The organism is Paracraurococcus lichenis (assembly GCF_030657435.1).
Classification (GTDB): Bacteria; Pseudomonadota; Alphaproteobacteria; order Acetobacterales; family Acetobacteraceae; genus Paracraurococcus; species Paracraurococcus lichenis.
This window is the reverse complement of record NZ_JAUTWS010000015.1, coordinates 128,690-153,273: the sequence shown is the minus strand read 5'-3', so window position 1 is coordinate 153,273 and position 24,584 is coordinate 128,690. Positions and strand designations below refer to the sequence as shown.

21 protein-coding genes are annotated in these 24,584 nt (G+C 71.9%); 10 read left to right on the top strand and 11 right to left on the bottom strand.

The window, feature by feature from the left end; translation table 11 throughout:
* Positions 1 to 17 precede the first annotated feature (17 nt).
* The 5 genes from Q7A36_RS17380 (at position 18) to Q7A36_RS17360 (ending at position 9,849) form a co-directional block, all read left to right on the top strand.
* On the top strand, positions 18 to 2,135 hold the full coding sequence (locus Q7A36_RS17380; RefSeq protein ID WP_305104989.1) for a peptidase domain-containing ABC transporter: 2,118 nt from the start codon (positions 18 to 20) through the stop codon (positions 2,133 to 2,135).
* A 68-nt stretch (positions 2,136 to 2,203) separates the two neighbouring features.
* Entirely contained in the window at positions 2,204 to 3,499 is a 1,296-nt protein-coding gene (locus Q7A36_RS17375; RefSeq protein ID WP_305104988.1) for an HlyD family type I secretion periplasmic adaptor subunit, read from the top strand.
* 140 nt (positions 3,500 to 3,639) lie between these two features.
* Positions 3,640 to 6,099, top strand: coding sequence for a beta strand repeat-containing protein (locus Q7A36_RS17370; protein ID WP_305104987.1), 2,460 nt, complete (start codon positions 3,640 to 3,642; stop codon positions 6,097 to 6,099).
* A 22-nt stretch (positions 6,100 to 6,121) separates the two neighbouring features.
* Positions 6,122 to 8,095: an O-linked N-acetylglucosamine transferase, SPINDLY family protein gene (locus Q7A36_RS17365; RefSeq protein WP_305104986.1), complete on the top strand. Its 1,974-nt coding sequence runs from the start codon at positions 6,122 to 6,124 to the stop codon at positions 8,093 to 8,095.
* On the top strand, positions 8,095 to 9,849 hold the full coding sequence (locus Q7A36_RS17360) for an O-linked N-acetylglucosamine transferase, SPINDLY family protein (protein ID WP_305104985.1): 1,755 nt from the start codon (positions 8,095 to 8,097) through the stop codon (positions 9,847 to 9,849). Before Q7A36_RS17365 ends, Q7A36_RS17360 begins: the two co-directional genes overlap by 1 nt.
* Positions 9,850 to 9,987: 138 nt before the next feature.
* Here Q7A36_RS17360 and Q7A36_RS17355 read toward each other — a convergent pair whose 3' ends face one another.
* From Q7A36_RS17355 to pdxH, 9 genes are all read right to left on the bottom strand, one after another.
* A complete protein-coding gene (locus Q7A36_RS17355) occupies positions 9,988 to 10,563 on the bottom strand; it encodes a class I SAM-dependent methyltransferase (RefSeq protein WP_305104984.1) in 576 nt (191 codons plus the stop codon).
* Positions 10,563 to 11,417 (bottom strand): FkbM family methyltransferase, encoded by an 855-nt coding sequence (locus tag Q7A36_RS17350; protein ID WP_305104983.1) that lies wholly within the window; start codon positions 11,415 to 11,417, stop codon positions 10,563 to 10,565. The genes Q7A36_RS17355 and Q7A36_RS17350 overlap by 1 nt, the downstream gene beginning before the upstream one ends.
* On the bottom strand, positions 11,414 to 12,397 hold the full coding sequence (locus Q7A36_RS17345) for a UDP-glucuronic acid decarboxylase family protein (RefSeq protein WP_305104982.1): 984 nt from the start codon (positions 12,395 to 12,397) through the stop codon (positions 11,414 to 11,416). The genes Q7A36_RS17350 and Q7A36_RS17345 overlap by 4 nt, the downstream gene beginning before the upstream one ends.
* A gap of 222 nt (positions 12,398 to 12,619) precedes the next feature.
* Positions 12,620 to 13,672: an Ldh family oxidoreductase gene (locus Q7A36_RS17340; protein ID WP_305104981.1), complete on the bottom strand. Its 1,053-nt coding sequence runs from the start codon at positions 13,670 to 13,672 to the stop codon at positions 12,620 to 12,622.
* A 93-nt stretch (positions 13,673 to 13,765) separates the two neighbouring features.
* Positions 13,766 to 14,476: a pirin family protein gene (locus tag Q7A36_RS17335; RefSeq protein ID WP_305104980.1), complete on the bottom strand. Its 711-nt coding sequence runs from the start codon at positions 14,474 to 14,476 to the stop codon at positions 13,766 to 13,768.
* A gap of 104 nt (positions 14,477 to 14,580) precedes the next feature.
* Positions 14,581 to 15,165, bottom strand: a complete 585-nt coding sequence (locus tag Q7A36_RS17330) for a GNAT family N-acetyltransferase (protein ID WP_305104979.1) — start codon at positions 15,163 to 15,165, stop codon at positions 14,581 to 14,583.
* A gap of 64 nt (positions 15,166 to 15,229) precedes the next feature.
* Entirely contained in the window at positions 15,230 to 16,108 is an 879-nt protein-coding gene (locus Q7A36_RS17325; protein ID WP_305104978.1) for a universal stress protein, read from the bottom strand.
* Positions 16,109 to 16,142: 34 nt separating this feature from the next.
* Positions 16,143 to 17,624, bottom strand: coding sequence for a bifunctional aminoglycoside phosphotransferase/ATP-binding protein (locus tag Q7A36_RS17320; RefSeq protein ID WP_305104977.1), 1,482 nt, complete (start codon positions 17,622 to 17,624; stop codon positions 16,143 to 16,145).
* A complete protein-coding gene (pdxH, locus tag Q7A36_RS17315; RefSeq protein WP_305104976.1) occupies positions 17,621 to 18,220 on the bottom strand; it encodes a pyridoxamine 5'-phosphate oxidase in 600 nt (199 codons plus the stop codon). The genes Q7A36_RS17320 and pdxH overlap by 4 nt, the downstream gene beginning before the upstream one ends.
* Positions 18,221 to 18,325: 105 nt before the next feature.
* Here pdxH and fabI point away from each other — a divergent pair, with 105 nt between their 5' ends.
* The 3 genes from fabI to Q7A36_RS17300 all read left to right on the top strand — a co-directional run bounded on the left by fabI (position 18,326) and on the right by Q7A36_RS17300 (position 20,768).
* The gene (fabI, locus tag Q7A36_RS17310; RefSeq protein WP_305104975.1) at positions 18,326 to 19,159 is read left to right on the top strand and encodes an enoyl-ACP reductase FabI; all 834 of its coding nucleotides are present in this window, start codon (positions 18,326 to 18,328) and stop codon (positions 19,157 to 19,159) included.
* A 25-nt stretch (positions 19,160 to 19,184) separates the two neighbouring features.
* Positions 19,185 to 20,288 (top strand): chorismate synthase, encoded by a 1,104-nt coding sequence (aroC, locus tag Q7A36_RS17305; protein ID WP_305104974.1) that lies wholly within the window; start codon positions 19,185 to 19,187, stop codon positions 20,286 to 20,288.
* A gap of 63 nt (positions 20,289 to 20,351) precedes the next feature.
* On the top strand, positions 20,352 to 20,768 hold the full coding sequence (locus tag Q7A36_RS17300) for a VOC family protein (protein WP_305104973.1): 417 nt from the start codon (positions 20,352 to 20,354) through the stop codon (positions 20,766 to 20,768).
* Positions 20,769 to 20,998: 230 nt separating this feature from the next.
* Here the strand turns inward: Q7A36_RS17300 and Q7A36_RS17295 are convergent, their stop codons facing one another.
* Positions 20,999 to 21,610 carry a hypothetical protein gene (locus tag Q7A36_RS17295; protein WP_305104972.1) on the bottom strand — a complete coding sequence of 204 codons (612 nt, stop codon included), beginning with the start codon at positions 21,608 to 21,610 and terminating at the stop codon, positions 20,999 to 21,001.
* 62 nt (positions 21,611 to 21,672) lie between these two features.
* Positions 21,673 to 22,941 (bottom strand): M10 family metallopeptidase C-terminal domain-containing protein, encoded by a 1,269-nt coding sequence (locus Q7A36_RS17290; protein WP_305104971.1) that lies wholly within the window; start codon positions 22,939 to 22,941, stop codon positions 21,673 to 21,675.
* 175 nt (positions 22,942 to 23,116) lie between these two features.
* On the opposite strand from Q7A36_RS17290, the gene Q7A36_RS17285 reads away from it, so the two are divergent.
* Both Q7A36_RS17285 and Q7A36_RS17280 read left to right on the top strand, forming a co-directional pair.
* Entirely contained in the window at positions 23,117 to 24,322 is a 1,206-nt protein-coding gene (locus tag Q7A36_RS17285) for a hypothetical protein (RefSeq protein ID WP_305104970.1), read from the top strand.
* Between the two features lie 110 nt (positions 24,323 to 24,432).
* Entirely contained in the window at positions 24,433 to 24,576 is a 144-nt protein-coding gene (locus tag Q7A36_RS17280; protein WP_305104969.1) for a peptide chain release factor 1, read from the top strand.
* Positions 24,577 to 24,584: the final 8 nt, after the last annotated feature.

Genomic DNA, 24,584 nt, shown 5'->3' with positions numbered 1-24,584 from the left:
CGCCTGAACTGACAGCCTTGCGGTGCCTCTTCCTGGTCGCCATGCACCACGGGCTGCAGATGGCGCCGGAGGAGCTGCCGGCCGTGGAAGGCCCGGACATGCTGCCCCCCGTGCTGGGCGCCATGCGCCGGCTCGGGCTGCGGACCCGCGTGCTGCGCGGCTGCGGCTGGGACCAGGCGGCCGGCCTCGGCAGCGCCTATCCGGCGCTGGCGCTGCGGCGGGACGGCGCCTGGGTGATCCTGGTGCATGTCGTCCCCGGCCCGGACGGGTCGCAGATGGCCGCGGTGCTCGACCCGGCGCAGGAGATGGCGGGGGTCCAGCTCCTCCCGCGGGAGCAATTCCTGGCGGGCTGGGACGGCACGCTGGTGCTCTGCCGCCGCCGCGCCCCCTCCTGGGCGGAGGAGGACCAGCCCTTCGGCTTCCGCTGGTTCCTGCCGGAGATCGCGCGGCACCGCCGCTTCCTCGCAGGCGTCGCCGTCGCGGCCGTGCTGTCCAACCTGATCGGCTTCGCCATCCCCCTGCTCTTCCAGGTGCTGATCGACAAGGTGGTGGCGCACCACTCCTACCAGACCCTCGTGGTGGTGGTGCTGGTCTTCGCCCTGCTGGTGCTGTTCGACGGCGTCTTCGCCTATGCCCGGCAGAGGCTGATGCTGCTGGCCTGCAACCGGATGGATGCAAGGCTCGGCTCCCGCACCTTCCGCCACCTGCTGGCCCTGCCGCTCGCCTTCTTCGAAGGCAATGCCGCCGGCGTGCTGGCGCGGCACATGCAGCAGACGGAGAAGCTGCGCCATTTCCTGACGGGCCGGCTGTTCCAGACCCTGCTGGACGCCGCGCTGCTGCCGGTGCTGCTGGTGCTGCTGGCCCTCTACAGCGGCGTGCTGACGCTGGTGGTGCTGGGCTTCTCGGCGGCGATTGCCGCGGTCATCGGCGGGCTGGTGCCGGCCTTCCGGCGGCGGCTGAACCTGCTCTATGCGGCGGAGGGCGCGCGCCAGGCCTATCTGGTCGAGACGCTGCACAACATGCGCGCGGTGAAGTCCCTGGTGCTGGAGCCGGCGCGGCAGCGCGCCTGGGACGGCCAGGTGGCGGCTGCCGTGCGCGGCCATGCCGAGGTCGGGCGGATCGGCGCCGCGGGCACGGTGGCGACGGGGATGCTGGAGCGGCTGATGCAGATCGCCGTGCTCGGCATCGGCGCGGTGGAGGTCTTCGAGGGGCGGCTCTCCATCGGCGCGCTGGTCGCCTTCACCATGCTCTCGGGCCGCGTCACCGGGCCGCTGGTGCAGATCGTGGCCCTGATCAACGAGTACCAGGAGGCCGCGCTGTCCCTGCGCATGCTGGGCACGGTGATGAACGCGCGGCCGGAGCGGAGTGCGAAGCAGCGCCTCGCCCGCCCCGCCATCACCGGCGCCCTCCGCTTCGAAGGCGTGACCTTCGCCTATCCCGGCGCCGCCACCCCGGCCCTCGGCCACGTCAGCTTCGCGGTCGGGGAAGGCCAGGTGATCGGCGTCGTCGGCCGCTCCGGTTCCGGCAAGACCACCGTGACGCGGCTGATCCAGGGCATCCACCTGCCGCAGGAAGGGCTGATCCAGCTCGACGGCGTCGATATCCGCCATATCGACCTGGAACACCTCCGCCGCAACGTCGGCGTGGTGCTGCAGGACAACCTGCTGTTCCGCGGCACGCTGCGCGACAACATCGCGGCCGCCAGGCCTGAGGCGCCGCTGGCCGAGGTGCTGGAGGCCGCGCGGCTGGCCGGCGCCGACGAGTTCATCGACCGCCTGCCGCTCGCCTACGACACCATGGTCGAGGAGAATGCCAGCAACTTCTCCGGCGGCCAGCGCCAGCGCATCGCCATCGCCCGTGCCCTGCTGACCCGTCCGCGCCTGCTGATCTTCGACGAGGCGACCAGCGCGCTCGACCCGGAGAGCGAGGCGATCATCCAGGCCAACCTCGCCGAGATCGCGCGGGGGCGGACCATGGTCATCGTCTCGCACCGCCTCGCCTCGCTCGTGCAGTCGGACGCCATCCTGGTGCTCGAGCAGGGCCGCGCGGTGGATTTCGCCCCGCATGCGCAACTGCTGGAGCGCTGCGACATCTATCGGCACCTATGGCAGCAGCAGACACGGCACCTGCGCTAGCGGCCGCCCGCCGGGCGCCGGCCTGGCGGGCCTGGGCACGCCGCACCCGCGCGCCCTCCCCGGCCCCGGTGCCGGAGGCCGCGGCCTTCCAGGACGAGTTGGAGGCGCTGCTGGCCGAGCCGCCGCCGCCCCTGCTCGGCTGGCTCCATTGGCTGGTCGCCGCGCTCTTCGTCGCGCTGATCGCGGTCGCCGCCTTCGCCCGGGTGGATGTGGTGGTGGCCGGCAGCGGCCGCCTCGCCCCCGATGCCCCGCCCATCGTGCTGCAGCCGATGGAGCGCGCGGTGATCCGCGAGCTGCTGGTCAAGCCGGGCGATGCCGTCCGCCGCGGCCAGGTGCTGGCGGTGCTGGACCCGAGCTTCGCCGAGGCCGACCGCGCCGCGCTCTCTGCCCAGCGCCGGACGCTGGCCGCGCAGCGCGTGCGGCTGGAGGCGGAGCTGGCCGGCACGCCGCTCGCCGCCGCGGAGGATGCCGAGGCGCTGCTGCAGGCCGGGCTGCTGGCGCGGCGCCAGGCGGTGCTCGCGGCACGGCTGCATTCGATCGAGGAGGAGATCCGCGCGCAGGAGACGGCGATCCGCACCTTGGAGGAGGCCGATGCCGCGCTCTCCGGGCAGGTGGCGATCGCCCGCGACGTGGAGGCGCTGCGGGCGAAGCTGCTGGAAGGCCAGATCGGCTCCCGCCTGCAATTCCTCGCCGCGCGCTCGACGCGGCTGCAGGCGGAGCGGGAGCGCGAGCTGGGCCGCGGCCGCCTGGCCGAGCTGCGGCATATCCTGGCCGCCAAGCAGTCGGAGCGCGCCGGCCTGGTCGAGGACTGGCGGCGCCAGGTGCTGGAGGAGGTGGTGCGCATCCGCGCCGAGCTCTCCCGCACCGAGGAAGCGCTCGCCAAGGCGACGCGCCTCGCGGAACTCACGGTCGTGACGGCGCCGGAGGACGGCACGGTGCTGGAGGTGGCGAAGCGCTCCGCCGGCTCCGTCCTGCGGGAGGCGGAGCCGCTGGTCTCCCTGGTGCCGGCCGGCGCGCCGCTGATCGCCGAGGTCGCGCTGCGCTCGGCCGATACCGGCCAGGCCCGGCCGGGCGACGAGGTCATGGTCAAGGTCGATGCCTTCCCCTGGCAGCGCCACGGCATGCTGCGCGGTCGCCTGCGCGCCGTCGCCCAGGATTCCGTCGCGGCGGAGGGCGCCGGCATCGCCCTGCACCGGGCCCAGGTGGCGCTCGGGGAGACGCGGCTCGCCGCGCTGCCGGAAGGCCTACGGCCGATGCCGGGCATGACCGTGACGGCCGAGATCCGCGTCGGGGAGCGGAGGCTGCTCTCCTACCTGCTCTTCCCCCTGCTGCGCGGCCTGCGGGAGAGCCTGCGCGAGCCTTAACCGTTGCGCAAAGCACGGCATGCGATCCTGCGTCCGATCGGTGCCGACAGAATGTCCGGGCCGGACATCGACATCGCGCGCGGGCCCAGGCGCCGGCGGCGGCGTCGCATCTGGGCGATGAAGCCGGCTGGGAGCGTAGGATGGCTGTCCTTTCGAACCTGAACACGACGCAGATCCAGGCGCTGACGACCACGACCATCGCGGGGCTGTCGACGACGGATCTCGCGGCGCTGACGACCACGCAGGTGCAGGCGCTGACGACGACGCAGGTCGGCGCCCTCACCACCTCGCAGCTCCGGGCCCTGACGACGACGCAGGTGCAGGCGCTGACGACCACGCAGGTGCAGGGGCTGACCACCAGCCAGGTCGGGCAGCTCACGACCACCCAGGTCGCGGCACTCAACACCACCGACCTGCAGGCGCTGACCACGACGCAGGTCGGCGCGCTCGGCACCACGCAGCTTGCCGCGCTGACCACCACGCAGGTCCAGGCGATCGGGACCACCGACCTCGCGGTGCTGAACGCGACGCAGGTCAAGGCCCTGACCACGACCCAGGTCGCCGCGCTGACCACGACCCAGGTGCAGGCGCTGAACACGACCGAGGTCCAGGCGCTGACGACCTCGCAGCTCCGTAGCCTGACCACGACCCAGGTGCAGGCGCTGACGACTACGCAGATGGCGGCGCTGACCACCGGCCAGATCGGCGCCCTCGCCACCACGCAGGTCGCCGCCATCAACACCACCGACCTGCAGGCCATCACCACCACCCAGGTGCCGGGCCTGACCTCGACCCAGCTCGCGGCGCTCACCACCACCCAGGTCCAGGCGCTCGAGAGTACCGACCTCGCGGTGCTGAACGCGACGCAGGTCAAGGGCCTGACCACGACGCAGGTGCAGGCGCTGACCACCACCCAGGCGGCGGCGCTGACCACCACCCAGGTCGGTGCCCTGACCACCACCCAGGTCGCGGCGATCAACACCACCGACCTGCAGGCCATGACCACCACCCAGATGGCCGGCCTGACCACGGCGCAGATCGCGGCGCTGACCACCACCCAGACCCAGGCGCTGGAGACCACCGACCTCGCGGTGCTGAACGCGACGCAGGTCAAGGCCCTGACGACGACCCAGGTCGCCGCGCTGACCACGACCCAGGTGCAGGCGCTGAACACGACCGAGGTCCAGGCGCTGACGACCTCGCAGCTTCGCGGCCTGACCACGACGCAGGTGCAGGCGCTGACCACCACGCAGATGGCGGCGCTGACCACCGGCCAGATCGGCGCCCTCGCCACCACGCAGGTCGCCGCCATCAACACCACCGACCTGCAGGCCATCACCACCACCCAGGTGCCGGGCCTGACCTCGACCCAGCTCGCGGCGCTGACCACCACCCAGGTCCAGGCGCTCGAGAGCACCGACCTCGCGGTGCTGAACGCGACCCAGATCAAGGGCCTGACCACGACGCAGGTGCAGGCGCTGACCACCACCCAGGTGGCGGCGCTGACCACCACCCAGGTCGGTGCCCTGACCACCACCCAGGTCGCGGCGATCAACACCACCGACCTGCAGGCCATGACCACCACCCAGATGGCCGGCCTGACCACGGCACAGGTCGCGGCGCTGACCACCACCCAGGCCAGGGCCATGGAGACCACCGACCTCGCGGTGCTGAACGCGACGCAGGTCAAGGCCCTGACCACCGCCCAGGTGCAGGCGCTGAATACGACCGAGGTCCAGGCGCTGACGAGCACCCAGGTCCAGGCGCTGACGACCTCGCAGCTTGCGGCCCTGACCACGACGGACGTGCAGGCTCTCACCACCACGCAGATGGTGGCGCTTGCCACCACCCAGCTCGGCGGGCTGACGACGGCGCAGGCGGCGGCGATCAACACCACCGACCTGCAGGCGCTGACGACCGGGCAGATGGCCGGCTTCACCTCCTCCCAGCTCGCGGCGCTCACCACCACCCAGGTCGCGGCGCTCGAGACCTCGGATCTCGCGGCGCTCAACACCACGCAGTTGCGCGGCCTCACCACGGGCCAGGTGCAGGCGCTGACCACCACCCAGGTCCAGACGCTGACGACGACGCAGGTCGCGGCGCTGACCACCACCCAGGTCGCCGCGATCGAGACGACGGACATCGCCGTCCTCACCACCACCGAGATCGGCGCGCTGGGCACGGCGCAGCTCGCCGGCCTCGGCACGACCCAGATCAATGCCTTCGGCACCACGCAGGCGAGCGGCCTGAGCTCCACCCAGCTCGCCGCCCTGACCTCGACCCAGTTGGTGGCGCTCACCACCACGGGGATCGGCGCGCTGGGCAGCACCCAGATCGTCGGGCTCGGCTCCGCCCAGGTGGGTGCGCTGACCACCACGCAGTTGCAGGCGCTGAACACCACCGCCATCGTCGCGCTCACCACCACCCAGGTCGCCGGGCTGACGACGACGCAGGTGGCGGCCTTCACCACCGCCCAGGTGCAGGCGATGGAGAGCACCGACATCGCGGCGCTGACCAATACCCAATGCGCCGGCTTCACCACCACCCAGCTCGGCGCGATGAGCACGGCGCAGATCAACGCGCTCTTCGTCGGGACCTGAGCCAGCAGGGGGGATGCGCAGGATGGGCATCGCCGAACTCGTCACCCGGGCCCAGGCGCTCGCCGCCGCGGGCCAGATGGAAGCCGCCGCGGCGCTCTACCGGGACTGGGCGGCGCGGCACCCGGACGACCCCGCGCTGCAGGTGGCGCAGTTCAACCATGGCGTCCTGCTGGCGGCGCTGGGCGACCTGGCCGGGGCGGCGGAGGCCTTCGCCACCGCCATCCGGCGGGACCCGGGCTTCCTGCCGCCCTGGATCAACCTCGGCGCCATCCACGCGCAGCTTGGCGCCACGGCGCAGGCGATGGGCCACTGGTCGCATGTGACCGGCAGCCTCGCCGGCCTGACCGGCGACAGCGTCACCTGGAAGGTGACGGCGCTGAAGCAGATGGCGCAGGCGCTGGAAGGCGGCCGCCTGCTGGCCGAAGCCGAGGCGGCGCTGCGGCAGATCGCGGAGCTGACGCCCGGCACCCAGCGCGACGTGGTGCAGCACTGGATCAGCCTGCGGCAACGGCAATGCGCCTGGCCGCTGCTGGAACCGCTGGCCGGGATGGACCGCGCCGCGCTGCTGCGGCGGATCGCGCCGCTGTCGCTGGCCAACTATGCCGACGACCCGATGCTGCAGCTCGCCTGCGCCGCCGCCTATAGCCGGCGGGAGGTGGGCACCCCGGCGGAGTTCCGGACGGAGGCCGATTTCGCCCACCGCATCGCCGAGGTGCCCGGGCGGCGCCTGCGGGTCGGCTATCTCTCCTCCGACCTCCGCGACCACGCCATCGGCCATCTGATGGCCGACATGTTCGGCCTGCACGACCGCGCGGGGTTCGAGGTCTTCGCCTATTACTGCGGCATCGCGGCGGAGGACGACACGAAGCGCCGCATCCGCGGGAGCGTGGAGCACTGGCGCGACATCGGCCCGCTGGACGACGAGGCGGCGCTGCGGCTGATGCTGCAGGACGGCATCGACATCCTGGTGGACGTGAACGGCCATACCCGCGGTGCCCGCACGAAGCTGCTGTCGCGCCGGCCGGCGCCCGTCATCGTCAACTGGCTCGGCTATCCCGGCAGCATGGGCACGCCCTACCACCACTACATCATCGCCGACCCGGTCATCGTACCGGAAGGCGAGGAGCGCTGGTATTCGGAGAAGGTCCTCCGCCTGCCCTGCTACCAGCCGAACGACCGGCAACGACCCTTGGGCACGGAGCGTGCGCCCACCCGCGAGGAGGCCGGGCTGCCGGAGGATGCGACGGTCTTCTGCAGCTTCAACGGCACCCAGAAGATCACGCCCTTCACCTTCGCCCGCTGGATGGCGATCCTGCGGGAGGTGCCGGACAGCGTGCTCTGGCTGCTGAAGAGCTGCGACACGGTGGACGAACGGCTGCGCGCCCGCGCCGCCGAGGCCGGGGTGGCGCCGGCGCGGCTGGTCTTCGCGCCGCTCGCGCCGAACCGCGAGCATCTGGCGCGCTATGCCCTGGCCGACCTCTTCCTCGACACCCTGCCCTATGGCGCGCATACCACGGCCTCCGACGCGCTGTGGATGGGCGTCCCGGTGCTGACCGTGCCGGGCCGCGGCTTCCAGGCGCGGGTCTGCGCCAGCCTGGTCCGCGCCGCCGGCCTGCCAGAGATGGTCTGCGACACGCCGGAGGATTACGTGCGCCGCGCCGTGGACCTCGGGCAGGACCGCACGCGGCTGGCGCCGCTGCGGGCGCGGCTGGTGGCGGGGCGTCGGGGCTCCCTGCTCTTCGACACGCCGCGCCTGGTGCGGTCGCTGGAAGACCTGTTCCGCGGGATGTGGGCGGATTTCGCGGCGGGCCGCCTGCCGCGGCCGGACCTCGCCAATCTCGACGCCTGCCTCGAACTCGGCGCCGCCATAAACCATGACGCGGAGGAGACCTCCTTCGTCGCGGATTACGAGGCGCGCTGGCGCGCGGCCCTGGCGCGGCGGCATGCCTTCTCGCCACTGCCGGCGGATGGCCGGTTCTGGGACGGCGCCGCCTGATGGCGCCGCTCGACCTCGCGGCCGGCACGCCGCTGGAGGCGCTGCTGCCCTCGCTCGAGGGCGCGCCGCCGGCCTTGGCCATCCCCGCCTATCGCGCCTGGCTGGCGGCCAATGCGGCCTCGCCGCTCGCCTTCGCGGCCTGGTTCAACCTCGGCGTCCAGTGCGCGGCCGCCGGCGACCGGGCGGGGGCGATCGAGGCCTATCGGCAGGCCCTCGCCCGCAAGCCGGACCTCCATCAGGCCGCGGTCAATCTCGGCCTGGCGCTGGAAGCGTCGGGCGAGGCCGAGGCGGCGCTGGCCGCCTGGCAGGGCGCGCTGCAGCCGGACGAGGCACGGCTGCTGCTGCTCAACCACAGCGGCCGGCTGCTGGAGGGCCAGAAGCGCTATGCCGAGGCGGAGCAGGCCCTGCGCGCTAGCCTGCTGACCGACCCGCGGCAGCCCGACGTGGTCCAGCACTGGAGCCATATCCGGCAGAAATCCTGCCTCTGGCCGCTGCATGCGCCGGGCATCCCGGGCGTCGCGGCGCGGGACCTGGTGCTGCAGTCCGGCCCGCTCGGCATCCTGGCGCTGACGGACGACGTCGCCCTGCAGCGGGAGGTCACGGCGGCCTGGATCGCCCGCAAGGTGCCGCCGGCACCGGCGCGGCTGGCGCCCGAAGGCGGCTACCGGCATGACCGCATCCGGGTGGGCTATCTCTCCTCCGATTTCTGCCGCCATGCCATGGGGACGCTGATCGTCGAGTTGCTGGAGCGGCACGACCGCGGGCGGTTCGAGGTCTTCGGCTATTGCTCGACCCGCGAGGATGGCAGCGCCCTGCGGCAGCGGATCATTGCGGCGCTCGACCACCACGTCCCGATCGGCACGCTGTCCGAGGAAGCGGCGGCGCGACGCATCCGGGCGGACGAGATCGACATCCTGGTGGATCTCAACGGGCTGACGCAGGGCGCGCGGCTCGGCGCGCTGCGCTGGAAGCCGGCGCCGGTGCAGGCGACCTATCTCGGCTATGTCGGCCCCGTGCCGCTGCCGGAACTGGACTGGCTGATCTGCGACGCGCAGGTCGTGCCGCCGGATCAGGCAATGCACTATGCGCCGAGGCCGCTGCCGCTGGCCGGCCTCTACCAGGCGAATGACAGCCGGGCGCCCGCCCTGCCCGCGCTGACGCGGCGGGAGGAAGGACTGCCGGAGGACGCCTTCGTCCTCTGCTGCTTCAACAACTTCTACAAGATCACCGAGGATGTCTTCGGCGCCTGGCTCGAGATCCTGCACCGCCTGCCGCACGCCGTGCTGTGGCTGGCGGAGGACAATGCGACGGGCGAGGAGACCCTCCGCCGCCATGCCGCGGCCCGCGGCATCGCGCCGGATCGGCTGATCGTCGCGCCGCGGGCGGAGCCGGCGCGCTACCTCGCGCGGCTTGGCCTGGCCGACCTTTTCCTAGACACCTTCCCCTACAATGCGGGCACGGTGGCGAGCGATGCGCTGCGGATGGGGCTGCCGCTGGTCACGCTCTCCGGCCGGTCCTTCGCGTCGCGCATGGCGGGGGCGCTGCTGCAGGCGGTCGGCCTGCCGGACTGCATCGCCACGACGCTGGACGGCTATATGGCGACGGCGGTGGCGCATGGCAGCGACCCCGCGCGGCATGCGCGGGCGCGGGCGGTGCTGGCCGGCGGCGAGGCCTGGCGGCGCAGCATCGGCGACAGCGCGGGCTTCACCGCGCGGATGGAGGCGGCGCTGGAGGCGATCCGGCTCAGGCCTTAGGCGGGACGCTGCTGCCCGGCGCCGGGCCGGCGGCCGCGCCATCCCCGGCGGAACGAAGGGCATCCAGTCCCTGGGGCAGCGCGCCCTCCGGGACACCCGACGCCGTCGAAGGCGCGTCGTGCGCCCCGCCTCCACGCCTCACCCCGTCGCCGTATAGGCCGCGCCCCAGAGCGCGAAGCGCTCGTCCCGCACCACCCGCACCAGCGGGAAGCCCGCCGCGCGCAGCGCCTGCTCCAGCATCCGCGCCGTGAAGCCGGTGCGGTGCGCCATGAAGAGGTTCCCCTGCGCGATTGCGCCGCGATGCCCGAAGATCATGTCGAGCGGCGCGATCGGCCCGGCCGGCGAGACATAGGCCGGCTCGTCCAGCCGGTCCGCCGCGACCAGCCCCGCCACCCGCTGCAGGTCCGGCACCGTCACCAACGCGAAGCCGCCGGGGCGCAGCACGCGGCGGAACTCGGCCAGCGCCAGCGGCACCTCATGCGCGAAGAGGTGCTCGAGGTTGTGGGCGGAGAAGACCCCGTCCACCGAGCCGCTCTCGACCGCCGCCATGTCGGTGATGGAGGCGATGATGTCCGGCCGCGCCGCCGGGTCGATGTCGAGGCGCAGCTCGCGCCAGGCCTCCATCGGGAAGAACTCCGCCGGCAGCCTGCCGATATCGGCGGCGCCGCAGCCGACATGCAGCACGGTGCGCCGGGCAACCCCGATATCCGGCATCAGGCGGCCCTCGGCTGTTGCAGTCCGGCGAGATAGGCGGCGGCCAGGGCCCCGCCACGCCGCCGGTCATGCTCCGCCAGCAGCCGGTAGGCCGCATCGAAGGAGCCGTAGCAGTCGTGCAGGATCGCCGCCGCCACCAGCAATTGCCGGTCGCTGAAGCGGTCGAGCCGCGTGAGGTCCCGCACGAAGACCGCATCGGCCCAAACGAGCTGGCTCAGCCCGGCATAGGGATTGTTGTCCACCAGCACGGGGCTGAAGCTACGGCTGACCTCGGGGAAGAAGCGGTGCAGGCGGTAGCCGCGGCCGCGGAGATACAGTTCCAGCTCGGAGAAGAGCGGCTGGTCGCGGTAGAGCGGGAGGAACTCCACCTCCGCCTGCACCACCACCGCCTCCGCCAGGCGCGCCCGGGCATGCTGCAGCACCATCAGCTCGGCGCCCTGGATGTCGAGCTTCAGCAGGTCCACCCCTGCCGCTTCCGGCACGTCGTCCAGGCGGACGGTCCCGACCTCCTCCACCGCCAGCACGCGGCCCCAGTCGGGGAAGCCGTGGAACAGCGAGAGCACCTGCGGATCGGGCTCGAGCAGCGAGGTCATGCCGGGCGCCTGGCAGAGATGCAGCCGGTGCCGTCGGCCATCGCCCACCGCATGCGGCAGGTAGCGCTCCAGCGGGCCGCGGCGCGCCTCCAGCGCGGCGAGCGCGGCAGGGTTCGGCTCGAAGCCCACCACCTCCGCCTCCCCGGCGCGGAGCATGCCGGCATAGGGCGGCTCGCCATCGATCGGGTTGGCGCCGATATCCACCACGCGGATGCGGCCGGGCGAGGCGCCGGTGAGCGCGCGGAAGCCGGGCAGGCTCATGCCGCCATTCCCGCCTGGCGCGGCAGCGGCGGCAGGTCCAGCACCTCGGCGAAGTGGCGGATGGTGCGCCGCAGCCCCTCCTCCAGCGGCACGGTCGGCTCCCAGCCCAGCAGCCGCCGCGCCTTGCCGATATCCGGGCAGCGCTGCACCGGATCATCCGCCGGCAGCGGCCGCCTGACCAGCGGCGCGCGTGAGCCGGTGAGCCGCAGCACCGTCTCGGCCAGGGCGCGGACCGAGACCTCCGTGGGGTTGCCGAGGTTGACGGGACCCGTCGCCGCGTCCGGCGCCGCCATCAGGCGGATCAGCCCCTCGACGAGGTCGTCCACGTAGCAGAAGGAACGGGTCTGCGATCCTTCCCCGTAGAGGGTGATCGGCTCGCCGGTCAGGGCCTGGACGATGAAGTTCGACACCACGCGCCCGTCATTGGGATGCATGCGCGGCCCATAGGTGTTGAAGATGCGCGCGACGCGGATCGGGATGCCGTGCTGCCGGTGGTAGTCGCAGAACAGCGTCTCGGCGCAGCGCTTGCCCTCGTCATAGCAGGCGCGGGGCCCGATCGGATTGACATGGCCGCGGTAGTCCTCGGGCTGCGGATGCACCGTGGGGTCGCCATAGACCTCGCTGGTCGAGGCCTGCAGGATCCGCGCGCCGGTGCGCTTGGCCAGGCCCAGCATGTTGATGGCGCCGTGGACGGAGGTCTTCACCGTCTGCACCGGGTTGTGCTGGTAGTGCACGGGAGAGGCCGGGCAGGCGAGGTTGTAGATCTCGTCCACCTCGACATAGAGCGGGAAGGTGACGTCGTGGCGCATCACCTCAAACCGCGGATGGGCGAGGAGATGCGCGATGTTCTCCCGCGCGCCGGTGAAGAAGTTGTCGACGCAGAGGACCTCGGCGCCCGATTCGAGCAGCCGCTCGCAGAGGTGGGAGCCGAGGAAGCCGGCCCCGCCGGTGACCAGAACCCGCCTGCGCGCGCGCTTCATGCCGCATCCTTCCTGGAGAGGGGCGGCGCAGCATGCCCGCGGCGGGATTAAAGGGGGGTGAAGGGAAGGTCGGGGAGGGAAAAGTGTTCCCTCCCGTTGGACGCCTTCGGCGTCCAACCCCACCCTTCCTTTCTGTGAGTCGGCACTCGACGCGCGGCGGCTGCCAGACTCACAGAGATAGAGGAGGGGCTCGGGGAGGATACTTCCTCCCCGGCTCGCCCATCACCCCAGGCCAAGCTCCGCCGCCACGCCGCCCTCCGCCGCCAGCGCGCGCAGCTTCGCCCAGGTGGCGTCCTCGATCTCGATGCCCTCGGCGGCGCGCTTCCGCTGCGCCAGGTGCTCGACCTCGCCCGGATAGAGCACGCCGCTGCTGCCTTTCGCGGGCGGCGTGTCCTTCAGGTAATGGGCGAAGTCGGCGACCTCCTTGCGGAAGGCGAGCAGCGGGCGGAAGGCCTCGACCTTGATGGCGATGAGGAAGCAGCCGTCATTGTGCCGCCCCGTCGGCTCCACCCCGAAGCCGAGGCCGGTCAGGATGCCGCAGAAGACCTCGCCCATCGCCGCGAGCGCGGTGCCCTTGTAGCCCTCCCCCGCGCCGCCGAGCGGCAGCAGCGCGCCGCCCTTGATCTTCTTCGGGTCGGTGGTGAGGTCGCCTTCGCTGTCCACCACCCAGCCGCGCGGGATCTCCTGCCCGCGCGCCTCGGCCAGCTTGACCTTGCCCATCGCCACGGCCGAGGTGGCGAAGTCCATGCAGAAGGCGCCATCGAGGTCGGAGGGAACGGCAATGGCCCAGGGGTTGGTCCCCAGCCGTGCCTCCCGCCCGCCGAAGGGCGCGACGCCCTTGGGGGAGCGGCCGGAATCCGCCCAGGCCATGCCGATCATCCCGGCCTCGGCCGCCATCAGGGGATAGCTGGCGAGGCGCCCGACATGGCCCTGCCGGAACACCGTGCAGGCCGCGATGTTCTGCGAGCTCGCCTTCTCGATGGTCAGCGCCATCGCGCGCTCGTTGATGACGTAGCCGAAGCCCCAATTGCCATCGACGACGGTGGTCGTTGGGCTTTCCTGCACGATCGTGAAGGGCGCGCCGGGGACGATGTGGCCGACCCGCACGCGCTCGATGTAGTTCGGCAGCATGATGACGCCGTGGCTGTCATGGCCGGCCAGGTTGGCATTGACCACGTGCCGGGCGACGGTCGCCGCCTCAGCCTCCGGCACGCCGTTCGCCACCAGCAGCGCGCGGCCGATGCGGCGCAGCTCCTCGGCCTGGACCTTCGGCATGGGCTTCCTCCCGTTCCTCGCGGGCGGCAGCTTCGCGCCGAAGGCCCAGGCAAGAAAGGGGGGTTCCGAAGCGGGGCTTCGCCCCCTTCGCCCTTACTCCTTCGCCACCTCGACCAGCACCAGCTCGGCATCCTCGCCGGCGGTGATCTCGATGACGGGCTCATCCACGATGCCGGCGCCGTCGCGGGCGGCCAGCGCCACGCCGTTCACCGTCACCGCACCCTTGGCCGGCACCAGGTAGGCGGCGCGGCCCTCGGCGAGCGGCTGGCGCAGGGTCTGGCCGGCCTTCAGCGTCGCCGCCAGCACCGCGCCATCGACGTTCAGCGGCAGGGCGCCATTGCCCGCATCCTGCGGCCGGCCGCTCGCCAGCACCTCGAACCCCGCATCGCGTTCGGCCTTGGGGAACTGCTTCGCACCCCAGTTCGGCGTCACGCCGCGGCGGTCCGGGATGATCCAGATCTGGAAGATCTTGGTCGTCTCGGGCTCGAGGTTGTACTCGCTGTGCACCACGCCGGTGCCGGCGGACATGATCTGCACGTCGCCGGCCTCGGTCCGGCCCTCGTTGCCCATGCTGTCGCGATGGGTGATGGCGCCTTCCCGGACATAGGTGATGATCTCCATGTCGCGGTGCGGGTGCGGGTCGAAGCCGGTGCCGGCGGCGATCTCGTCATCGTTCCAGACGCGCAGCCGGCCCCAGTTCATCCGGGCGGGGTCGTGGTAATTGGCGAAGGAGAAGTGGTGGCGGGCCTTCAACCAGCCATGGTTGGCGCCGCCGAGGGTCTTGAAGGGTCGGACATCGATCATCGGGAGCCTCTCGCCGGACGGGCTTGTCGTCCGTTGGGCGGCTAATTGGGCCCGGGCGGCGCCGGCCGCCATGCCGCGGGGCTGATCGCGGCCATTGCCGCGGCTTATGGGCGCGGCAGGGCGATGCGGAAACGCAGGCCCGGCCCGCCGCCGTATTCCGGCCCCTTGGCGAAGCGCTCCACCAGCCGCCCGCCATTCGCCTCGATCACCCGGATGGAGGCCAGGTTCTCCGGCTCGGTGGTCAGCTCCACCCAGGGCAGGCCGAGCGGCGCGATCTCGGCCAGCAACAGGCCGAGGGCGCGGGTCGCCTGCCCCTCCCGCCGCCGCCAGGGCACCACGGCATAGCCGATATGGCCCAGCACATGCGGCGGCAGTTCCGGCGTGCCGGGCTGCCAGCGCATGCCGATCGCGCCGCAGAAGCCGCCATCCCGGATCCAGCGGCGGAAGCCCGGCAGGCGCGGTTTCACGCTGCCATCGGGCAAGGTGATCGGCCCGCCGCGCGCCTCCGGGTCGTCGAGGCTGGCGAGGAAGCCGGCAGCGTCGCGCGCGATGAACGCCAGATGCTCGCGTGCCGTCGCCCCCGGCGTCACGTTGTCCGGCGACCAGCCGCGCTCCAGCGCCGCCACGTAGTCCGGCAGGTACTCGGGCGCCGGGCGGACCAGCCGCGTGGCACGGGCGGGATCGTCCATCGCAGCCACTCCACCTCCCAGGCCGGCGCGGAGCGGCCCGGTCAGGCCGCGCCGGGCCGCAGGGTCAGCGGCACATCAGCACGGGCATGTCGCTGTTCTCCAGCACATGCCGGGTCACGCCGCCGAGGATCAACTGCCGCAGCCGCGAATGGCTATAGGCGCCCATGCAGAGCAGGTCGGCGCGGAAGTCGCGCGCCGCGCCCAGCAGCCCGGCGCCGACATCCTTGGTCAGCGGCTTGAAGAGCCGCGGCTCCGCCTCGATCTCGTGCCAGCGGAGATAGCTGCGGATGCCCTCCACGCTCGGCCCCCGCCGCTGGTACTCGTCGGCATAGAGGAGCTGGACGGCATTCGCCCGGTGCAGCCAGGGCAGGCTGGCGGCGATGGCCGCCGCGCTCTCGGCCGAGCCGTTCCAGGCGCAGCAGACGCGGGTGCCGATGGTCGCCGGCGCGTCCCGCGGGGCGATCAGCACGGGGCGCCCGGAATCGAAGAGCACGGCATGCAGCGCGTCGGAGGAGGAGACGTCCTCCTCCGCCTCGGGATGCGGCACTACGGCGAGGTCGTAGAGGCGCGATTGCTGCGCGACGACGTCCTCCTCCCGGCCGGCGATGCTCTCGAAGGAGAGGGTCGGCCCATCCGTCTTCAGCGCGGTCTCGGCGCTGTTGGCGAGCGTCACGCCGCCGGACCTGTCGGTGAAGCGCTCGAAGAGCGAACGGACGCGATTGGCCCGCTCGCCGCTCTCGCGCTCGGTGGCCGCCATCATCTCCTCGATCATGGCGCCCGACAGCCCCTCGCCGGCCAGCGGCGCGACGTCCCGCGCATCCACCCGGACATGCAGGCAGTGGACATGGGCATTCCAGATCCGCGCCACCATCAGCGCGGTGGCGAGCGCGGCCTCCCCGGCGGCGGTGCCGGTCAGCGGCAGAAGCAGGCGTCTGTAGGCCATGGCGCGTCTCCTGATCGGCGCATGGCAGGAATGTCTAGCAGGGAGCGCCCGCATTCAAGCCCAGGGCAGCGAGCGCCCCCGGCAGCGGGTCGCCGGCGGCATCCAGCCGCTGCCAGGCGAGGGGGCCGTGGTCGCGCGCCGCCGCGGCCTCCAGCACCGCTACACCGGCATCCGAGGCATCGCCGCGACGGGCGGCGACGCGGGCGCGCAGCACCTCGACCGGGGCTTCCAGCCACAGCCCGGTGAAGGGCGCCTCGCCGCGCGCGGCCTCGATCGCCGCGCGCTCCTCCGGCCGCAGGAAGGCGGCATCGGCGATCACCGCATGGCCGCCGCGCAGCGCCGCCGCCGCCAGGGCAGCCAATTCCTCGAAGACGGCGCGGCTCGCCTCGGGCGTATAGGCCGCGGGCGGCAGCCGCTCCTCCGGCGCCAGGCCGGCGCGGCGCTTCCTGATCTCGTCGCTGCGCAGCACCAGCGCCCCCGGCGCGGCGCCGAGGGACGGCGCCAGCGCGCGGGCGAGGCGCGACTTGCCGGTGCCCTGCAGGCCGCCCACCGCGACCAGGCGCGGCGGCGGCGGCGCCAGCATGGCCTCGGCCCGGTCGAGATAGGGCAGCCCCGCCGCCGGCCCCTGCGTCCTGGCCAGCACATGCGCGCGGATCATGGCGCGGATCGAGAGCCAGAGGGGCAGGGCCGCCACCATGCCGGCATCGCCCGAGCGCGCGATGCTGCGGTTCAGCACCCGGTTCGCCGCCGCCCGCCCGACCCGGTGGTCGAGGTCCATGAGGAGGAAGGCGAGGTCATAGCCGGTGTCGATGGTCGCCAGATCCTCGTCGAACTCGAGCGCGTCGAAGGGCGTGACGCGGCCCTCGAGCAGGCAGAGATTGCCGAGATGCAGGTCGCCGTGGCAGCGCCGGACATGGCCGGCCGCGGCGCGCGCGGCGAGGTGCGGCGCAAGGCGTTCCAGCCAGCCCCGCGCCGCCGCGTCCAGCGCCTCCACCCGCGCGGCGGGCAGGCCCGCGGCATGCGCCGCCGCGACGTTGCCGGAGAGGACCCGGTCCAGGGCGGCGACCGGGTCGATGCCCGTGACGGGCGGCAAGGCGGCATGCAGCGCGAAGGCCGCATCGGCGATGGCGTCGAGCAGCGCCCCGTCCAGCCCACCGCGCGCCGCCACGGCGTCGAGGAAGTTCCCGGCCGGCACCGGCGCCATGCGGAGCACCCAGTCCACCGCCTCCCCCGCGCCGCCGAGCGCGAGGGTGCCGTCGGCGGCGCGCGTCACCGGCACGACATCACGGTAGAGGGCCGGCGCGGCGGGGTGGTTGATCTCCCATTCCCGCCGCAGGAAATGCTCCCGCGCCGCCGGGGTGGAGAAGTCGAGGAAGCCGAGCGCGACCGCCTTCTTCAGCTTCCAGACCGTGTCCGTGCCGACATAGACGGCGGAGATATGCGTCTCGATCGGGTCGCGTCCGGCCAGGCGCCGGAGCAGCGCCGCGACCTCGGCCTGCTCCCCAGGGATGCTCACGGGTATAGTGCTTCGATCCGCCAACCCGCGCCCTCCCGGTGGAAGACCTGCCGGTCATGCAGGCGGAAGGGCATGTCGCGCCAGAACTCGATGCGCTGCGGCAGGACGCGGAAGCCGGACCAGAAGGGCGGGCGCGGGATCTCGCCGATGCCGAACTTCATCGTATATTCCGCGACCGCCTTCTCCAGCGCCCAGCGCCCCTCGAGCGGGCGGGACTGCCGGCTGGCCCAGGCGCCGATGCGGCTGCCGCGGGCACGGGAGGCGTAGTAGGCATCGGCATCGGCCTCGGAGACCGGCTCTACCGGTCCCTCCACCCGCACGCTCCGCTGCAGGGTCTTCCAGTGGAAGCAGAGCGCGGCGAAGCGATTCGCCAGCAGCTCCCCGCCCTTGCGGCTTTCGAGGTTGGTGTAGAAGACGAAGCCGCCGCCGGGACGGTCGCGGTCGACGCCCTTCAGCAGCACCATGCGGGCGGAGGGACGGCCCTCAGGGGTCGCGGTCGCCAGGCAGACGGCATTGGCATCGTTGGGCTCGGTCTTCGCTGCCTCCGCCATCCAGGCCTCGAAACGGGCGATCGGGTCCTCGGCGGTGCTGTCCATGACGGAAATCCCGGGTCACACGGCGTGCGGTCGGGCCCCCTTGCCCGGCCCGCGGGGGTGTGCCACCACCCCTGCCCGCACGCAACAAGCCGGTCCCTTACACGCATGTCAGACGCGCCCCTCCAGGATGCTCCCACCGGCACGCTCATGGCCGGCAAGCGGGGCCTCGTCATGGGGGTCGCCAACGACCGCTCCATCGCCTGGGGCATCGCCCGGGCGATCGCGGCCCAGGGGGCCGAGGTCGCCTTCACCTACCAGGGGGAGGCGCTGGAGAAGCGCGTCCGGCCGCTGGCCGAGAGCCTCGGCTCCTCGCTCTGCCTGCCCTGCGACGTGACCGACGATGCCAGCGTGGATGCCGCCTTCGCCGCCATCCGGGAGCAATGGGGCGGCATGGACTTCCTGGTCCACGCCATCGGCTTCGCCAACAAGGACTACCTGCGCGGCAAGTACCTGGACACGCCGCGCGACGCCTTCCTGCAGGCGCTCGACATCTCCTGCTATTCCTTCGTCTCGGTCGCGCAGCGCGCCGTGCCGCTGATGAAGGCGGGCGGGTCGCTGCTGACCATGAGCTACCTGGGCGCCGAGCGCGTCACGCCTCACTACAACGTCATGGGCGTGGCCAAGGCGGCGCTGGAGGCGAGCGTGCGGTATCTCGCGGCCGATCTCGGCGGCATGGGGATCCGGGTGAACGCCATCTCGGCCGGGCCGATCCGGACCCTGGCAGCCAGCGGCATCGGCGATTTCCGCTACATCCTGAAATGGAACCAGCTCAACGCGCCGCTGCGGCGGAACGTGACGATCGAGGAGGTGGGCGGCGCCGGCCTCTATCTGCTGAGCGACCTTTCGGGCGGCGTGACCGGCGAGGTCCACCACGTGGACAGCGGCTACCACATCGTGGGCATGAAGAACCCGGACGCGCCGGACATCGCCACGGTCTGAGACGGGCGGAGGCCGCGGCACCCCGATGTCCCACAACAGCTTCGGCCACCTCTTCCGCGTCACCACCTGGGGCGAGTCGCATGGCCCGGCCATCGGCTGCGTCGTGGATGGCTGCCCGCCCCGCCTCGCGCTGACCGAGGCCGATATCCAGCCCTTCCTCGACCGCCGCCGGCCCGGGCAATCGAAATTCGTCACGCAGCGGCAGGAGCCGGACCAGGTCCGCATCCTCTCCGGCACCTTCGAGGGGCTGACCACCGGCACCCCGATCTCCCTGCTGATCGAGAACACCGACCAGCGCAGCAAGGACTACGGGGAGATCAAGGACCGCTACCGCCCCGGCCATGCGGACCTGACCTACGACCTCAAATACGGCATCCGCGACTATCGCGGTGGCGGCCGCTCCTCGGCGCGCGAGACCGCGATGCGCGTCGCCGCGGGCGCCGTCGCGCGCAAGGTGCTGGAAGGCGTGACGATCCGCGGCGCGCTGGTGCAGATGGGGCCCGACCGCGTGGACCGCGCGGCCTGGGACTGGGCGGCCGTCGAGGAGAACGCCTTCTTCTGCCCCGACCGCGCCGCCGCCGCGCGCTGGGAAGCCATGCTGACCGAGGCCCGCAAGTCCGGCTCCTCCCTCGGCGCCGTCATCGAGGTGGTGGCGGAGGGCGTGTCCCCCGGTCTCGGCGCGCCGATCTACGGCAAGCTCGATGCCGATATCGCCGCGGCGCTGATGGGCATCAATGCGGTCAAGGGCGTCGAGATTGGCGAGGGCTTCGCCGCCGCCGCCCTCTCGGGCGAGGGCAATGCCGACGAGATGCGCATGGCGCCCGACGGCCGCGTCCTGTTCGGGGACAACCATGCCGGCGGGGTGCTGGGCGGCATCTCCACCGGCCAGCCCATCGTGGCCCGCTTCGCGGTGAAGCCGACCTCCTCCATCCTGACGCCGCGGAAGTCGGTGGACCGCTTCGGGCAGGAGGTGGAGGTGCTGACCAAGGGCCGCCACGACCCCTGCGTCGGCATCCGCGCCGTGCCGGTGGGGGAGGCGATGCTCGCCCTGGTGCTGGCCGACCACCTGCTGCGGCACCGCGCGCAGAACCCGGACGCCCCGACGGAGGCGCGGCTGCCGCGGAACTGACCGGCGCTGGTGCCATCCGGCAGGAGGCGGCTAGGCTGCCTCCGTCCAAGGAAGGCAGGTGCCATGAAGCTCTGGCTGCACCATGTGAACCTCTGCTCCACCGATGTCCCGGGCATGGCGGAGTTCTACCGCTCCGTCCTCGACCTCGGCCCGGTGCCGGCGCTGACGGCCACGCGGCGTACCACCGACGGCTATGCCGGCGACGTCGCCTTCATGAGCGACGGCGCCACCCAGTTCCACCTCGCGCAGCGCGACCTCGGCGTCGCCTTCCGCACGGGACAGCCGATCAACCCGCTCGAGCGCGGGCACATCGCCTTCCGCACCGACGACATAGAGGCCTTCAAGGACAGGCTACGGGAGAGGGGCATCCCCTTCGCCGATATGGGCGGCTGGGCGATGAACGGCTGGCACCAGATCTTCTTTCACGACCCGGAAGGCACCGTGATCGAGGTCCACCAGGCGCCCGAGGGCAGCCCCTGATACCGGCTTGCAGAAGTCTTGATGTCTGCGAGCCGGTATCGCGCGCAGGGTTGCCGGGTCCCCATCGCAGCCAAGCTGCGATGGGGACCCGGTGTTGCAGCTGTGCGCCAAGCGTAAAGTCATACTGGTCAGCATTTACGGCGTTATGTAGCCATCACACCTCACGCAGGCGTGCGATGAGCGGCGCCCAAGAGGGGCTGATGTGCGCCAGGGGTCGCGTCCTGAGCGCGCTAATCGTACTCGTCGTAATGATCGGGACAGGCGACCACGCGGTTCCAGCCGGCATACCAGTTTCGGCAAATTATCACGGATCGAGTAATGCCGAAGGTGTCACGGTAGCAGGCTTGGGCGATCACTTGTACAGTGTAGGCTCCGGTATCCACAATCGCCTGCTCCTCCTTCGTGTAACCGGAAAAACTAAACACATTAAATTGGGAAACCAGACCCTTTCCCAGCGCACTTCCAATAAGGTTATTAGATAAAATATACTTGCAATTATTCTCAGATTTATTATTAATCGGTCCTTTTGCGGCAAATTCTTTAATGTAAAGACTGGCGCCGAAATCAAGCCGATAAGCGGGCGTCTGACCGAGGTTCTCTGCGGTGATTTTTACACGCGGCACCCCACGCTCATTACTGAGCGTATCTGGTTCGACGGTGAGAGTGACATAAGCACGCAGCGACCTGACTTCTTGGTCGCGCGCTACGCTGGCTTGCTCCCAGGTGAACCACGTGGCCGCAGATGCAGCTATGAGAGCCAGCACGGCCACGAAGAATACCATCCAATCGTAGATGTCGCGGCCTCGATGGTTGTTGGGCGTTGCGGATTTGGTGTCTAGCATACAATCATCTTGTATCAGTACGGCCGCGTCGCCTACCACTTGGCGTTTGGGAGTGGTCGATGTCAGGCCATCCAGCCGGGCGGGGCGATGGCGACCGGGCCGTCGTCGAACAGCACCGCTTCGATGTTGCGGAACAGGTCGTGGCCGCCGGGCCCGACCGCCTCCCAGCTTCCATCGGCCTGCGGCAGCAATTGCGTCGCGGCGCGCGGGCCGGGCAGGACGGCGGTGTCCCAGCCCGCGCCCCCGTCCAGCGTGTCGTCCCCTGCCCCGCCGGTGAGCCCATTGCCGGCCTCGTTGCCGATCAGCAGGTCGTTGCCGCTGCCACCGATCGCGCTCTCGATGGTCGCGCCCTCGGCGATCCAGAGGTTGTCCCGCCCGTCATAGCTGGGCGTCGGCGCCGCCGTCGCCCAGGGCGGGATCTCGGCCCTGAGCGCGGCCTCCGTCGCGCGGATGCCGATGCTGCTGGCATGGCCGGCATTCAGGTCGATCACGCAGGGCAGCGCCTGGTTGCCGGCATCGATCACGTCGGTGCCGCCGCCGTCCCAGATGGTCTGCAGGAAGCGGGCCCCCGGCGCCCAGGCATAGTGCGTGTCGCCGGCATTGGTCGCCAGGTTGGGCCCGTAGAGCACCTGGGCGGCGGCGATGTCGTCCACCATGGGCCCGGAGGGATAGAGGCTGCCGGCGGTCCAGCGATAGGATTCGGGCGTGCCCTCCACCGTGACCACGCCCGCATTGGCCGGCAGCGCATAGGCCATGAGGCTGTGGGCGACGTCGTCCTCTCCGGCGGGCAGGGTGGCGGTCCCCTCGAAGGGGTGCTTCAGCCCGATGGCATGCCCGATCTCGTGCAGCAGGGCATAGCGGCCGTAGTCGCCGGGGGCCTGCGCCTCGACATAAGGCGCGGTGGTGAGCCAGACATCGCCGCCCCGCCCGACCGGCTGCGCCGTGGCGATCAGGCCATCCGGCCCGATCGTGCCCGCGAAACTCGGGAACCAGGTGAAGCCGCCGGCCGCCAGGTCGTTGCGGCCGAAACGGATGGCGCCGCCCTCCCCGGCATCGGGCACCTCGGTGAAGCCGATGTTGCAGACCGCCGCCCAGGCCGCGAGGGCCTCCCGCGCCGCCGCCTGCAGCGCGGCGCCGAAGGGCGCGAAGCCGGGATGCTCGGCGGCGGTCTCGTAGGCCGGCAGGGCCTGCATGAAGCTGTAGGTGACGGAGGCCGGCGTGCCGAGGCCACCCGGCGCCGTGAGCGGCGTGCCGATGGCGGCGGGAAAATTCCACCGGTCCGTGAGCCCGGACGGCTCGACGATCTGCAACAGCGCCGCCACATCAACCATGCCGCGGCACCAGCCCGATCACCCACCCCATGAACCATCCTCAACGCCCGGCGCGGCCTCGGGATGCCCGCCCCGGATCGTATACCTTGGTCGGATGTTGCCGGCCAAGCTGCACCCTTGACGGCACATACGGCGGCACGGGAAAGGTGATTCCAATCAGGAGCGTGAGACGAGCATGTCGGCTGCCGATCCGCACCCGGAACCACCATCCCTGGACGCCTTCGTCGCGCTCTGCGGCGAGGATCAATGGCAGTCCCGCCTCGCGGATCTCGGCCTGCGCGCCCGTCCCGGGTCCCTCAGCGGCCGGGCCGCGCAGCAGCGCCATGCGCTGGAACTCGCCCTGTCCCGCCTCAGCGAGGGCAAGGCGCTGGCCAGGGCCAACCCGGCCGAGCGGCGGCTCTGCGCCCTGGCCCGCGATGCCGTGGCGCTGGCCGAGAGCCTGCCGCAGGCCGCCCGGACCCGGCTGCAGGACCGGCTGATCGCCGGCCTGACCGGCGAGGCCACGCTGATCCCGCTCTTCCACCTCTTCCGCACCGCCAGCCTGTTGCGCGGCCGCGGCTTCGCGGTCCGCTTCGACGGGCTGGCGGAGGAAGCGCCCTATGACCTGCTGGTCGAGCGCGGCGGCGCGACGGCCGAGGTGGTCTGCGAGACCGTCTCCGCCGAGGAAGGCCGGCCCGTCCCGCGCGGCGACTGGTGGGCGCTGGTGGATGCCATCAACCCGGACCTGCAGACCTGGCTGGCCGCGCATCCCGGCCGCTACCTGCTGAAGATGACCCTGCCGGAGGGCATCGCCGGCCCCGACCAGCTCGCCGAGCTGCAGCGGCGCATCACCGCCCTCCTTGCCGAGCAGAAGCGGCAGGATGCCGGCGCCCAGGCCGTGCTGAAGCTTGACCCGCTGATGCTGGCCGGTGCCCAGGCGGCGGACCGCGCGGGCGCGCTGCCGGCGCGGCTGCGCGCCCAGTTCGGGCCGGAGGCGCATCTGGCCGTCACCGCCGATCCGGGCAGCGGCAGCGTCTTCGCCATGGCCGCCCGGGCAGGGCGGGAGAACGGCATCGCGGCGGCGGTCTGCCGGCGCGCCACCCTGGCGGCCGAGAACCGCCTGACCGGCGAGCGCCCGGGCATCCTGGCCATGTTCCTGGAGGACCTCGACCGGCTGGACTGGCAGGCGCTGCGCGGCGAGCAGCTCGAGCTCGAGGGGGCGGTCCGCCGCTTCCTGACGACGCCGCCGGCGCGGCGGGTGGTGGCGGTCTCCTGCACCTCCCGCTTCGAGATGTTCGGCGCGCCGGATGCCGCCCCGGAAGGGGAGCTGCGGTTCCGCAACCCCGGCCATGCCGCCGCGCGGCTGCCGGGCCTGGCGCCTGCCATCAGCTCCTCGGTCTAGCGCAAGCGGCCTTTCGCGGCAGCGAAACCCGCCGATTACAGCCACGTTTCAGGCCAGCTTCATACATGGCTGCCACCCTGGGTGCGGCCCAAGCGGGAGACGAGGTTCGCATGACCGAGCGGGAGTTCGAGGCCAAGCTCGCCGAGCTTGACCGGCTGCTCAACGACCCGGAGATCCGCATGGACCCGGAGCACGTCTGGGCGCTGCTGGCCGAGATCAGCACGCAGGAGCCGCGGGTGCTGGCCGAGGCCTGACGACCTCG